Origin of the sequence: Reichenbachiella sp., from assembly GCF_039969095.1 — a bacterium.
Lineage (GTDB): Bacteria > Bacteroidota > Bacteroidia > Cytophagales > Cyclobacteriaceae > Reichenbachiella.
Genome location: NZ_JBDVOL010000010.1, coordinates 570,190 through 583,730 on the forward strand (window position 1 = coordinate 570,190; position 13,541 = coordinate 583,730).

The window sequence follows — 13,541 nt, forward strand, 5'->3', positions numbered from 1 at the left end:
ATTTATAAACTAACGCCCGTAGCATGTATAGTTGGTTCTTAAAAATTGTCTTATTTCTAGCAATAAGTATCCAGCTTATCTATTCCGCTCATTCTCAAAATTTTTCCACAAAAAAGGAGCATAACCTCTACCAATTTTCAACTGAAAATGGACTTTCTCAAGGGAATATTTACCAAATCTATAAAGATCGAGATGGGTTTGTATGGATAGTCAGCGAATATGGGCTTAACCGTTTTGATGGGTATTCATTTAATGTATTTAAACACGATATTGAGGATTCTACAAGTATTTCTGATAACAATGTATGGTGCATCACAGAAGATTCCAAAAGTGTGATTTGGGTAGGAACGAATTTAGGTGGTCTGTGCAAATACAATAAAGAACAGGGGAATTTTACTCGTTATATGAATGATGAAAATGATCCTAATAGCCTTAGTCAAAATACAGTAGAAGTAATTTTTGAAGATTCAAATGAAAAATTATGGATAGGTACGCACTGGGGGCTAAATATCTTTGATCATAATACTGAATTGTTCCAGCGGATTTTAAAAATGCACGATATTGAAAATTCATTGTTGGACAACAGAATCTATTCTATACTAGAGACCAAAAACAAAGAAATTTGGGTGGGTACAACAAATGGAATTAGCGTGTTTTCTCTTGAAGGCGAGCATATACGAAATATATCTGCAGCATCTAATAACCAAATTCCATTTGGGAGAGTAACAAATCTGTTACTTGATGAAAATGAGGATATTTGGGCTAGTGTGGATGGAGAAGGGTTGCTTAGGATCGATCAAGACAAAAGTGAAATTACACTTTACGCTAGTGACCCATCTGATCTAAATTCACTCGCCAACAATTACATCAGAAGTTTATTAGTGGATGAGCAAGGCATGCTTTGGATAGGAATGGACGGATTCGGCTTTCAGGTTTGGGATAGGTCGTCAGATACCTTTATACAAGCACTTCAAAACTCTAATTTCGAACCCGATCAAATTGAGAAGGTATATGAAATTTATGAAGATGATAACTACAACCTTTGGTTTGGATCCTATGGCCATGGAGTTTTTGTGTTGAACAACAACAGCAACAATTTCACACATTACCACAGAAGTTATAATGGAAAAAACTCATTGTCGAATAATTCAGTTTTGGCAGTTTGTGAAGGAGATGATGGTCGAGTCTGGTTAGGGACTGATGGGGGAGGAATAAATGTATTCAATCCGAAAAACGAAAGTTTTGAAATTATGGTAGAAGATGAAAACGAAAATGAGTCGAAAGCAGGGAAAGTAGTTAAATCTCTTTTATTAGATACAGAAGGAAATTTTTGGGTAGGAACTTACAATGACGGTTTAGCTGTGAAATGGAAAGGAAGTCAAGAATTTGAATTTTTCAGATCTGATAATTCTGGTCTTACTCATAACAATGTATGGGCGTTGGCGGAGGACGGATTGAACAATATTTGGATTGGAACTTTAGGAGGCGGATTGAATAAATTTGATCCAAAAACTAAAAAAATTGAAAGATATCCAACTGATTTTGATCATGATTCGACTTTGTCTGGAGTTAACGTTTCAGCATTATTGGTAACTGAAAACGGGGATGTTTGGATGGGAACCGTGGGTCATGGGATAAACGTTTTGACACCCTCAACTGGAAAATCAAAAATCTTCATGAGTGATAAAAGTGACCCGTCCCAATTGAGTCATAACGAAATCAGGTATTTACATCAAAGCAAAAGTGGGGATGTTTGGATAGGTACTACACACGGACTCAATCGGTTCAATGATACTGATCAGGCTTTTACTAAATTCTATGAGTCAGATGGGCTACCGAGTAATGTCATCAAAGGAATTGTTGAAGATGAGGAAGGAATATTTTGGATTAGTACCAACAATGGTGTTTCAAAATTTATTATAGAATCTGGGCAATTCACCAATTTCAACAAATCTGATGGACTTCAAGGTAAAGAATTTAATTACAACGCATCTATTTTAGCTAGTGATGGAACAATATACTTAGGAGGGATCAATGGTTTTAATCATTTTAATCCTAAAGAAGTACTTAGCAACACCTTTCAACCTAACATATTGTATACCAAGTTCTTATTGTTTAATAGGCCAGTTGAGATCAAGCAGAACGGACCCTTAAAACAAGAAATCAACCAGACTAATGAATTGGAGCTTAAATATGATGAGTACATATTTTCCATTGAATTTGCAGCTGATGAGTATCTGTTCCCAAAGAAAAATGAATACCAATATATGTTGGAAGGATTTGAGCCAGATTGGAACTTCGTTGGGACTTCTCGCATGGCTACTTACACCAATCTTCCAGCTGGGGATTATAGGTTTTTAGTTCGTGCCACTAACAATGCTGGTGTTTGGAGTAATAATGTGAGAGCACTAAATATAACCGTCCATCCTCCTTGGTGGCATACTAAAACAGCGTATACTGTATTTGCAGCTATTTCTATATTATTGATACTAGCTATCGTTAGACTACGTACTTCTTACCTTCTTGCTCAAGAAGTGAGACTTCGTCGCTTGGTGAATAAAAGAACCAAGCAACTCGAAGAGAAAAACGAGAGAATAACCATGCAAGCGGAAGAATTAAATGCCTTTAACGATTCACTGAATGCTTTAAATGAAAATTTAGAAAAGACCGTGATCGAACGAACAAATGAATTGATAAGTAAGAATAAAAAACTCTCAGATTATGCCTTTTTAAATGCGCATAATTTGAGAGCTCCTGTTGCTAATATCAAAGGACTGATTCAGCTACTAGATTTTGATTTGACGATAGAAGAAAAAGAAGATTTTATCAAAAAACTAAAAAAACAAGTAGAGGATGTAGATGCTGTCTTGTTTGATATCAATCTGCGATTAAAAGAAGATTCTATTACAGATTATCGGGAAAAAGATGGTCTTCTAAATCAGTCAACGAGCTCTTCTTCATCTTCCTCCAGCACTTCATCCTGAGTATCTGCAAGTGGTGTAAGATTAGCAGGAATCTCTTCTTCATCCATTTCTGGAAATACCTCTACAATGTTCGTTTTAGCAATACTTGAAATTTCAAATGGTACCAACATATTATCTAGGCTTTGTTCTACTTTTTCATAAGCGTCTTTTACGGACTCGGCACTTGTAAGAATATAAGTTGTGATTTTCACTTCCTTTTCAGAATCGCCGTCTACGGTTGAATATTGCACTTTGCATTTGTACCAATAGTCAGCATCTTCGAAATTGATCACCTCGCCAATGTTCGTTTTTGAGATCGTCATGATTTGAAACTCTCCGCTCACAGTTCTTTCCATGGCTCCATAGATTCTGGATTCAGCGTCAGTGTAAGAAACTGCGTCTACCAAGTGTAATTCGGACGTTTGTTTTACAATGCCTTCTTCGTTTTCCTTACCATATTTTGCTTTGCACTGATACCAGATTTTCATACTTTAAGTTTTATGTCTTTTGATAATAATTTAAAAAATGAGGGTGGCAAAAATAGAACTATTCAGCCTTGCTTTCAACCCATTCAGCTAATGAAATTGTGATAAAAATTGAAATTATTTATTTTCGAAAAATATACCTTTCAGAGGTAAAGTTTTAAATGGCTGGATTACAAAAAATCAACTATCAAGGAAAGGAAATTATTTATTTGGAAGATCTATGGGAAACACTTGGCATTTTGCTTAGCAGCCCAGTGACTCCCAAAGAAATGTTACCTGAAATGGAATAATTATTGATTATTAATATATTACGAGTTGAGCTGTTTCGGCAGGCAGAGTTTGAATTAATTTGAAAAGGAATGAAAATAATTATTGTAGGAGGACACGGATCGATCGGTAGAAGAGTAGTTGATGTTTTAGCCAAAAAACATGATATTATTACTGCCAGTCGTTCGAAGGGAAATGTAAATGTAGATTTGGTGGATATTGAATCTATCCGTGAATTATATGAAACGGTAGGGGATTTTGATGCGGTGATCAGTATTGCTGGAGAAGCCAAGTGGGCTGCAATGAAAGAAATGAAAGAAGGTGATTATTATGTGGGCATCCGAAGCAAGCTTATGGGGCAAGTCAATCTAGTAAGAGTGGGTATGGAATATATTAAACCTAATGGCTCGTTTACGCTTACTACAGGAATTCTCGCTGATCATCCTGTAGATCTTACTACTAGTGCCGCTATGGTCAATGGAGGCATTCATAGTTTCGTAAGAGCCGCAGCACTCGAGATGACCAATGGTGTAAGAATCAATGCTGTTTCTTCTGGTTTAGTAGAAGATGCTATTGACAAATACCAAGATCATTTCCCAGGTCACAACGCCATTCCTATGCGCAAAGTCGTGAATGGATACATTAGAAGTTTGGAAGGTAAAGACAACGGGGAAATTATTCGAATGTATGATAATCAGTAATATCGATTACTGACGTGGGACATACACTACTTTTTTAGTGTCAAAAAAATCTTCGTCGAAGTACTTGGGTAATTCAAAGAGCTTGTACCGAAGCTTAGATTCTTGAAGTTCTTCAGTTAGATCTCCGCCTTTGAGATATAGAATACCGTTTTGGAGTTCATGATTGGACTCCTTTTTTATTTTGCCTTTTGTCCACGTATAAAATGGCTTCATACGAGTGACTGCCCGGCTCACTATGAAATCGAATTGGCCATCAATTTCTTCTGCTCTCGAGTGAATTCCCTTCACGTTAGTAAGTCCTAATGCCTGAGCTACTTCATTCACTACTTTGATTTTCTTGCCAATACTATCTACAAGGAGAAAATCAGTCTCTGGGTTCAGAATGGCCAAGGGAATACCTGGAAATCCTCCACCTGTTCCTATGTCCAATATTTGAGCATTGGGTTTGAAAGATTGGATTTTGGCAATACCAAGGGAATGTAAAACATGACGAATGTACAATTCTTCAATGTCTTTTCTGGAAATCACGTTAATCTTAGCATTCCAATCCACATACAAAGGCATCAATTTCGCAAATTGCTCTTGCTGTTGGCTGGATAAATCAGGAAAGTATTTGAAGATTACTTCTTTGTCGGACATGACGCAAAGCTACTCAGTATCGAACTTGTAAAAAGATTTAGATATGCTTCTTTTTGTCTTTAACCAAATCGTACATCAACTCTCTAGCTCTATGAAGCTGAGCCTTTACAGTTCCTAGAGGAGCATCCAGTGTTTTGGCAATCTCATCATAAGATAATTCATCAAAATATCTCAACCTAACCAGTCTCTGGTATTTTGGGGGCAGTTTAGACACAAACATCTGTACCAATTCCTTTTTCTGAGTGTTGATGGCCTCATCTTGCGGGTTTCGGTTTTTGTCCTCAACATCTATAGTTACAGCTTCGCCACCATCATCAGTGAAAGAAGTATTCAGACTAAATGTATTTAGCTTTTTCTTTCTGATAAAGTCGATGGTATTATTAGTAGCTATTCGAAACAGCCAAGTACTGAAAGTGTAATCCTTTTTGAATTTGTGAAGATTTTTAAAGGCTTTTGCAAATGCTTCAATGGTCAAATCCTCTGCATCATCGGTATTTCTGATCATTTTCAAAATCATATGATACACTGGTCTTTTGTATCGCGCCATGAGCTCAGCAAAAGCTTGTTCATCACCTTCGTTTACAGCATGATCTATGAGTTTGAAGTCCTTTAATGCCTTATCAGAGAATTGTTTTTTTATTTCTTCCATCTAACCTTCTTAGTGAATAACGCAATTATGCCAAATAATGATGCATATCCTACGTACAAAATGTCCATCACGGGTACAAGCCAAATGTTCATACGGTAGCCGAACTTTTTGGATGTCAAATTATTCAAAATGGTCACAAATATCATTCTGAAAATTAACAATCCAGCAGGGATGAGGTAGTTATTGGTTTGTATGGCTAAAATAATCAAAGCCAACCAAAAAACTAGATTAGATAAATTTTGTAGACCTAAAAGAAATTTGTCTTTGAAACGATAGTGCTTTCCAACGGACCAATGTCGGATTTTTTGATGGATATAGTCTGCCCATGTTAGCTTTGGAAGAGAGTAAGTGAGTGTTTCAGCTCCCAGTGCTACGTTTGTATTACTTTTTGTTGCATGATCATTTACAATCAAATCATCGTCTCCGCCAGTAATGTGTTGAATTTTACTGAATCCTTTATGATCTAGAAATGACGACTTTCTATAAGCCAGATTTCGGCCCACTGCCATATAAGGGTTGCCAGCTAATGCGAAACCAATGTAATTCATTGCTGTCCATTGCGTTTCAAACTGAATAAATTGACCTAATAATCCCTTACTTTTTTCATAGGGAGATACGCCCAGTACATATTGTACATCTTTACGAAATGAACCAGTCATTTGAGAAATCCAATTTTCTGAAACGGGCAAACAATCGGCATCAGTGAGCAGAATAATATCATTAGAAGCAGCTTTGATACCCATAGTCAGGGCAAATTTCTTGGCATTGATATGATCATGGACTTGATCTACTCGAGCGAACTTAAGTTTGTCTGATTGATTTCCTAACAAATAATCATAAGTCCCGTCGTCGGATCGGTCATCCACAATTACAATTTCAAAATCAGCATGTGATTGTTTTAGAAGTATCGGGATTAGTTTTTTGAGATGATCTAACTCATTATGAGCACATACTATTACGGAAACCGGATACTGTTTTTTCGCATTTGACTTATAGCCTAAAATTTTTATAAGTATAACGAGCCAATACATCATCAAAACCATCAACGAGCCGATAGCTACCACTGCTACTAAATCTATCATTCAATCTTATTGTTAATCGATGGCAAAGATATGTGTCTGAGTGAAAAGATTATTTTATAAATCAACCTATTTTTGCCCGCAACATGAATTTTCAATTACTCCAGAAAGATCCCAAGTCAAAAGCCCGTGCTGGTAAGATCACCACAGATCATGGCGAAATAGAAACGCCGATTTTCATGCCAGTAGGAACTGCTGGTACAGTAAAGGCATTACATCAGCGCGAATTAAAAGAAGATGTAAAAGCAGAAATCATATTGGGGAATACATATCATTTGTATTTGAGGCCTGGGTTGGAGGTGATTGAAGCAGCTGGAGGCTTGCATCAATTCAATGGTTGGGATCGCCCCATGTTGACCGATAGTGGAGGCTATCAAGTGTATTCACTCAAAGACCGACGAAAAATTACTGAAGAAGGAGTGAAATTTCAGTCTCATATAGACGGTTCTAAGCATAATTTCACCCCTGAAAATGTAATGGATATCCAGCGCACCATTGGGGCAGATATTATTATGGCATTTGATGAGTGTACCCCTTATCCATGTGATAAGAAATATGCTGAAAATTCGATGAAGATGACTCATCGATGGTTGAAGCGATGTTGCGATAGATTTGATGCTACCGAATCAAAATATGGTTATGACCAAACGCTATTTCCGATTGTACAAGGAAGTACGTATCATGATTTAAGAACTAAATCAGCAGAAACTATAGCGTCCTTTGGAAGAGAGGGAAATGCGATTGGAGGGTTATCCGTAGGTGAACCTGCGGAGATGATGTATGAATCTACCGATTTGGTTTGTAGTATTTTACCAGAAGACAAGCCCAGATATTTGATGGGAGTAGGTACCCCGAGTAATATTATTGAATGTATAGCCCTTGGCGTAGATATGTTCGACTGCGTATTACCAACTCGAAATGCCAGACATGGCATGCTTTATACTTCTGAAGGCATAATCAATATAAAAAATGAAAAGTGGGAGAAGGATTTTTCACCGATTGATCCTAATCTCGCAGGTCATGTAGACATGAATTATTCTAAAGCCTATCTACGACATCTGATTCGAACAGGAGAGATGCTTGGTGCTCAGATCGCCAGTATTCATAATCTTTCCTTCTATTTGTGGTTAGTAAAAGAAGCTCGGGCACATATTTTGCAAGGAGATTTTGCCTCTTGGAAAAATGCTATATTGCCCAAACTTTCCAATAGACTATAATATTATTCAGTGAAGCTGCTCGATAAGTACATATTGACCAAATTTCTTAAAACCTATGTTTTCGTTGTAGCGATTTTGGTAGTTGTGATAATGGTCATTGACTTTACTGAAAAGAATGAAAAGTATATTAAAAATGCAGTGCCAGCCGATGCGATTTTTCAATATTATTTGGCTTTTGCCCCGTGGGTTGCAAATTTGATTTCACCAATTACCGTCTTTATTACTACTGTATTGGTTACTTCTGGTATGGCCGTGAAAACAGAAATTGTTGCCATTCTTTCAGGTGGAGTGAGCTTCAGAAGAATGCTGGTGCCGTACTTGATCGGAGCCAGTATGATTGCAGTGGTGAGTTTCTATGCCAATGGTTGGCTGATTCCTAATTCTGAAAAGTATAGGATTGGTTTTGAAATTGAGTATTTGAAAAAGCCTTTCTATTTCAATGAAAGAGACATTCATTTCAAAGTGGCAGAAAATGACTATATCTATATTCAGAGATATAATAATCGAACGGAATCTGCATATAGAGTTACTTTAGAGCGAATTGTAGACAATAGATTGGAAGCCAAGCTATTTGCAAAAAAAATGACCTGGGATGATTCATTGAGCAATTGGCAGTTTAAAGATTGGGAACTTAGAGAGGTTAAAAAATTTGGCGAAGTAGTCACTCGAGGCGAAAAATTAGACTCTATATTTAATCTGTCTCCAGATGATTTTGATACTAAGTATCAACTCAATGCCACCATGAATATGGATGAATTGGAAGATTATATTACGTTGCTCAAATCCAGAGGCTCAAGTGAGGTAGGTCTTTATGAAATCGAGAAATATATTCGGTACATGCTGCCTTTTACGGCTATTATATTAACCTTAATGGGCGTGTCTGTCGCTGCGGAAAAATCTACCAGGGGAGGTGCAGGGTTTAAAATTGCGCTTGGGTTTGTCATTGCTTTTGTCTTCATTCTTCTTTTCGTTTTGGTCAAAGCGATTGCCGAAGCAGGGTCTATGCATCCGATATTGGCGATTTGGATTCCTAACATTGTAGGAATAGCGGCTGCACTTATCATGTACAGATTTGTTCCCAAATAAACTGGAATGTCTGAAAATAAGGTTCCTTCATTGCTCAATGCCTATTTGCTGCTCCACTTCATCGTATTTATATGGGGTTTCACAGCAATACTTGGGAAGTTGATAGCAATCCCACCAGTAGAGATGGTGTTTTACAGAACATTGTTCGCAAGTATTGGTTTGTATGTGCTTTTGAAATGGCGAAAAATCCCAATAAAAATTCCGAAAAATCAGCTTTGGATCATCCTAGGTACGGGAAGTCTGATAGCGATTCATTGGATTCTATTCTTTTTGGCTGCAAGAATTTCAAATGTATCTATTTGCTTGGCAGGAATGGCAACCGCCTCTTTATGGACGAGTTTTATAGATCCCATTGTCAATAAAAGGAAGGTTAAATTTTATGAGCCGATTGTGGCCATTGTTTCAGTTATAGGTATAGCGGTAGTTTTTCAATCGACCATAGATGCTGCTCTTGGGTTTATCGTATCTATCATCTCAGCTTTTTTCTCGGCAGTCTTTACAGTTATCAATGGAAAATTGGTGGCGAAACAAAATCATTTTACAATTACTTATTATGAAATGGTGGGCGCCAGTGCCACTATATTGTTGTTTTTCCCTGTTTATAGTCATTGGTTCACCGAAGATGGATTGTCATTGGCGTTTACTACAAACGACTTTATTTATCTGTTAATCCTTAGTCTGGTTTGCACTGTTTATGCCTATTCCATAGCAGTACAATTAATGCACCGACTGACAGCCTTTACGATTAATCTTACTATCAATTTAGAACCCGTGTATGGTATTACCATGGCCGTATTTTTGTTTGGAAGCGAAGAGAAAATGGATGGTAACTTTTATTGGGGAACGGTAATTATCGTTTTGTCTGTGATCATGTATCCGTTACTGCGTAGATACTTCGATGGCAAAAATATACAAAGAGATATTGTCCGATAATTGTAAAAGTCACGACGATTCAATGGGAAATTTTCATTTATCGAAGAAAACGGGCAATTCGTCGATGAATTTGTTTGATTCCTCCGTTTTTTTTTCTACTTTAGAAGTACAAAATTCCAAAAATCAGACTGACCTAATTCAGTTGTGAAACCATCCCACCCAGGATGGTTTTATTTTTCCTCCTTATTTGGTAATACCCCAACTTCAATATAAGATGGTTTAACCCCAGACCTTCCAACATAGTGTTTGGCTTTGACAAAGTCTTCAGGTTGTGCATCAAAAATGTTTTCTACGTAGGTCTGTGGGTTGATATCAACCATAGGAAACCATGAGCTTTGAACTTGAACCATGATTTGGTGACCTTTTTTGAAAGTATGAAGCACATCCTGAAGAGGCAATTGGATAACTTCTTCTTTTTTCGAATCAAAGGGCTTAGGGAATTCATAACTATCCCTGAATCTTCCTCTAATCACTTCACTACGAACCATCTGATGGTATCTTTTCATTGGTAACTCAGGTTGATGAGGGTAGGGTGGATGACTACTAGGATAAACGTCAATGACTTTTACTATCCAGTCTGCAGCGGTTTGATCTGTTTTCACTACCAAATTAGCAAGGAGTGGACCTGCCATAGTAAGATTCTCATCTAATGGTTCAGAAAGGTAATACAGAACATCAGGTCGGTCATTAACAAAGCTTTGATCATCAGTCATATACGATTTTGGCATACCAATATCATCATATGCTATAAAAGGGACTGGGTTAGATGGATCACTGTCGAAAACATCTACACCAAAATGATTTTCCTGCGGAGGAATTTGAGATAGCCGTTTCTTTTCCTTGAAGTAGAATTTGATTTGTTCAACTTCTTTCGGTGGCCACTCGTCAAATGTTTTCCATTCATTCGTACCCGTTTGAAATACGTAGGCTTCCGGAATTTTGTCTTCTCCTATACCTTTTAAGTGATACGCAAAAAAGGGCTCTATGATGTTGTCATTATAGAAGTTAGAAGTTTTGGCTCCAAAATGAACATTTCCTAAATAATCCCCATTTGTCCGTCTCCAACCACCATGACCCCATGGTCCCATAACAATCGTATTCTTGATGCTAGGATTGTTTTGCTCGATAGTTTTATAAATATTCAGTGAGCCATACAGATCTTCGGCATCGTACCAGCCACCTACGGTGAGCACAGCACAGTTTATATTTTTCAGATGAGGAAGAATATTTCTATCCTGCCAGAAATCATCGTAGTTTGGGTGAGCGGCCAGATCATTCCAAAACTTAATACTATCTCCTAAATAATTCTCTTTGGCTAAAGTGAGAGGTGTGATGGATTGAAAAAAATCATATCCATCTTTCGTACCATGCTGAAATTTTGGGTTCTTAATTTTAGTTTGACCTGTGCGTGGTCTTCCAAATCTTGAAAAGAAATTGAAGGCATGAGGGTAAAAGAAAGCTCCATGATGATGGAAATCATCAAAGAACCAATCGGCTATTGGACCTTGTGGCGAAACAGCTACAAGTGCAGGATGCGAATCTATCATGCCAGCCGCTGCATAAAAACCCGGGTAAGAGATTCCCCATTGGCCTACTTTTCCATTGTTGTTGGCGACATTAGAAAGCAGCCATTCTATGGTATCAAAAGTGTCTTTGCTTTCATTTGTGCTTCTTTTATGCGGAGTCATATTTTCAAATTTGCCTTCAGACATATATGTGCCGCGTACATCTTGATAGACAAAGATGTACTTGTCCCTGGTCATTCTCATATTGGGACCTAAGTCAATTTTGTACTTTTGCTCACCATAAGGCTGTACTGAATAAGGTGTGCGGTGCATAATGATAGGGTATTGCTCGTCGATGTCTTTAGGGGTATAAATGGCTGTGAACAACTGGGTGCCATCTCTCATGGGGATAAAGACTTCTTGTTTGGTGTAGTTGTTATATACAAATGAAGAATCTTCCTCTGCAGAATAGGCAACATACGGATCTCTTTCAGAACTGCATCCATATACGAATAGGAGTGTGATTAGCACTTGAGAAATATAGTTTTTTGTAATCTTAATCATAATTATGCGAGATACATTTTTCCAAGATACCAGCCCAAGCCAGCAGCGGTGAGTCCTAATATGAGACTTAATGAGATATATAGTAAGGCTGAATTTAAATTATCGGTGAGTAGTAAATCAATATTTTCTACACTGAAAGTCGAGAATGTGGTGAAACCACCACAAAAACCTGAGGCTAAAAACACGTAGTACGCCCGATCCATTTTACCCAAATAATGAAACAAGAATCCTAAGAGGAATGAGCCAATTACATTAACTACTAAGGTGCCTGACGGGGCTATGCCCGGTGTCAATTTGAGCATCCCTTGATATATTAAAAATCTTAACATACTTCCCAGCATACCTCCAAGTCCTACAAATAAGGCTAATCTTAACATTTTTCCAGTTTCTTAAATTTCTTTTTAAGGTATTTGAGTGTTTTATCGTATTCTGTGTTTTCCTGTTTACTGATAGCCAGTTGTTTGCCAGATGAGAGTTTGATAGTAAATTCTTCGTACAAGCCACCATAGGTTTTGATAGAAGTATGAAACCAATGATCAATTTCTTTCCCACCAAAAGAATATTTCTGAAATTTGAAAGGAAATTTAACTTCGAACTTTTCTTTGGAAACTTTAAGTGTTTTGAGGGAAAATAAAATTTTAATAAGGACTAGGAAGCCAATAGGCCCGGAGGTGTAAACAAGCACGTACCACCAAGTACGGTCCGTTGCTGTTTGTATCTGAATGAGTCCATATACAAAAATGCCCAGTGCTAGGCTTATAAACAATCCGACAGAAAAAAGAGTACCGATTTTTGGTTTGGAAACGATCATTTACTTTTTATTTGATCGGTAAAATTATGGATATGACTTAATATTTCTTCAAAAAATTCTTGAAATTCCTTTTCAAACCTCTCATAATCATCGGTTAGATTTTTAACTGCTTTTTCCATACCAGATTCGAATTTAGTTCTTCGTGCCATTCCGCTTAGGGCAAACTGAATGCCTTCCATGAATTGATAATTGTACAACCAATCCCCTGCTTGCATGTAGTTCAATAAATAGCTGGATCTCTCTGGTAGCAAAGCTTGATTTTCATTTAGTAATTGGTAGTGTCGCTGGCAAAATTCTTTGAGGTCTTCAGTTGAGTAGTTTGACCAATGTTTTGCCAAGAAGTGGTCGTAATACACATCCATGATAACGCCAGCATAGTGTCGGTAGTCCCTAGCCAACCTTCTCTTCCCATCAAGGAAAATGGGGTGGTTGTCTGCGTAATGGTCAATTTCTCGATGGATTAAGATGCCATGTTGAATTGAGGTAGGATAATCCAAATACTTTTTGCCTTTCACAAAATCAGCGATGAAGTTGCCAATGGCAATTGATTCATCGTCAAATGAAAGGTATAAATGGGATAGATAGTTCATGTGAATTTAATATAGGGCTTTTCGACTGATTTCTTATCTTTGTTAAAATCTA

General features: G+C 37.3%; 14 protein-coding genes. 6 read left to right on the top strand and 8 right to left on the bottom strand.

The genetic code is table 11. From position 1 onward, the window contains the following. Positions 1-23 precede the first annotated feature (23 nt). Complete coding sequence (locus ABJH98_RS05670) at positions 24-2,984, top strand: two-component regulator propeller domain-containing protein (protein ID WP_348306665.1); 2,961 nt, start codon at positions 24-26, stop codon at positions 2,982-2,984. Here the strand turns inward: ABJH98_RS05670 and ABJH98_RS05675 are convergent. Beyond that, positions 2,939-3,451, bottom strand: a complete 513-nt coding sequence (locus ABJH98_RS05675; RefSeq protein WP_348306666.1) for a DUF4494 domain-containing protein — start codon at positions 3,449-3,451, stop codon at positions 2,939-2,941. The two genes, ABJH98_RS05670 and ABJH98_RS05675, sit on opposite strands and share 46 nt — an antisense overlap. Before the next feature lie 158 nt (positions 3,452-3,609). On the opposite strand from ABJH98_RS05675, the gene ABJH98_RS05680 reads away from it, so the two are divergent. Continuing rightward, positions 3,610-3,738 carry a hypothetical protein gene (locus ABJH98_RS05680; RefSeq protein WP_348306667.1) on the top strand — a complete coding sequence of 43 codons (129 nt, stop codon included), beginning with the start codon at positions 3,610-3,612 and terminating at the stop codon, positions 3,736-3,738. A 69-nt stretch (positions 3,739-3,807) separates the two neighbouring features. Continuing rightward, a complete protein-coding gene (locus tag ABJH98_RS05685; protein ID WP_348306668.1) occupies positions 3,808-4,416 on the top strand; it encodes a short chain dehydrogenase in 609 nt (202 codons plus the stop codon). A 6-nt stretch (positions 4,417-4,422) separates the two neighbouring features. Here the strand turns inward: ABJH98_RS05685 and rsmG are convergent, their stop codons facing one another. Genes rsmG through ABJH98_RS05700 form a run of 3 tightly spaced genes read right to left on the bottom strand, consistent with a single transcriptional unit; the run spans position 4,423 to position 6,786 of the window. Further along, positions 4,423-5,055 (bottom strand): 16S rRNA (guanine(527)-N(7))-methyltransferase RsmG, encoded by a 633-nt coding sequence (rsmG, locus tag ABJH98_RS05690; RefSeq protein WP_348306669.1) that lies wholly within the window; start codon positions 5,053-5,055, stop codon positions 4,423-4,425. 37 nt (positions 5,056-5,092) lie between these two features. After that, the gene (locus ABJH98_RS05695) at positions 5,093-5,704 is read right to left on the bottom strand and encodes a sigma-70 family RNA polymerase sigma factor (protein ID WP_348306670.1); all 612 of its coding nucleotides are present in this window, start codon (positions 5,702-5,704) and stop codon (positions 5,093-5,095) included. Continuing rightward, positions 5,692-6,786, bottom strand: coding sequence for a glycosyltransferase (locus ABJH98_RS05700; protein ID WP_348306671.1), 1,095 nt, complete (start codon positions 6,784-6,786; stop codon positions 5,692-5,694). Before ABJH98_RS05700 ends, ABJH98_RS05695 begins: the two co-directional genes overlap by 13 nt. Before the next feature lie 83 nt (positions 6,787-6,869). Between ABJH98_RS05700 and tgt the strand changes: the two genes are divergently transcribed. Genes tgt through ABJH98_RS05715 form a run of 3 tightly spaced genes read left to right on the top strand, consistent with a single transcriptional unit; the run spans position 6,870 to position 10,019 of the window. Further along, positions 6,870-8,000 carry a tRNA guanosine(34) transglycosylase Tgt gene (tgt, locus tag ABJH98_RS05705; RefSeq protein ID WP_348306672.1) on the top strand — a complete coding sequence of 377 codons (1,131 nt, stop codon included), beginning with the start codon at positions 6,870-6,872 and terminating at the stop codon, positions 7,998-8,000. A 9-nt stretch (positions 8,001-8,009) separates the two neighbouring features. After that, complete coding sequence (locus tag ABJH98_RS05710; protein ID WP_348306673.1) at positions 8,010-9,086, top strand: LptF/LptG family permease; 1,077 nt, start codon at positions 8,010-8,012, stop codon at positions 9,084-9,086. 6 nt (positions 9,087-9,092) lie between these two features. Then, positions 9,093-10,019: a DMT family transporter gene (locus ABJH98_RS05715; protein ID WP_348306674.1), complete on the top strand. Its 927-nt coding sequence runs from the start codon at positions 9,093-9,095 to the stop codon at positions 10,017-10,019. Positions 10,020-10,189: 170 nt separating this feature from the next. On the opposite strand, the gene ABJH98_RS05720 is transcribed toward ABJH98_RS05715, so the two are convergent. From ABJH98_RS05720 to ABJH98_RS05735, 4 genes are read right to left on the bottom strand one after another with little or no spacing between them, the layout of a single operon-like run. Further along, positions 10,190-12,088 (bottom strand): CocE/NonD family hydrolase, encoded by a 1,899-nt coding sequence (locus ABJH98_RS05720; protein WP_348306675.1) that lies wholly within the window; start codon positions 12,086-12,088, stop codon positions 10,190-10,192. Between the two features lie 2 nt (positions 12,089-12,090). Continuing rightward, on the bottom strand, positions 12,091-12,465 hold the full coding sequence (crcB, locus tag ABJH98_RS05725; protein ID WP_348306676.1) for a fluoride efflux transporter CrcB: 375 nt from the start codon (positions 12,463-12,465) through the stop codon (positions 12,091-12,093). Continuing rightward, the gene (locus ABJH98_RS05730; RefSeq protein WP_348306677.1) at positions 12,459-12,899 is read right to left on the bottom strand and encodes a hypothetical protein; all 441 of its coding nucleotides are present in this window, start codon (positions 12,897-12,899) and stop codon (positions 12,459-12,461) included. Before ABJH98_RS05730 ends, crcB begins: the two co-directional genes overlap by 7 nt. Then, complete coding sequence (locus ABJH98_RS05735) at positions 12,896-13,489, bottom strand: ACP phosphodiesterase (RefSeq protein ID WP_348306678.1); 594 nt, start codon at positions 13,487-13,489, stop codon at positions 12,896-12,898. Before ABJH98_RS05735 ends, ABJH98_RS05730 begins: the two co-directional genes overlap by 4 nt. Positions 13,490-13,541 lie beyond the last annotated feature (52 nt).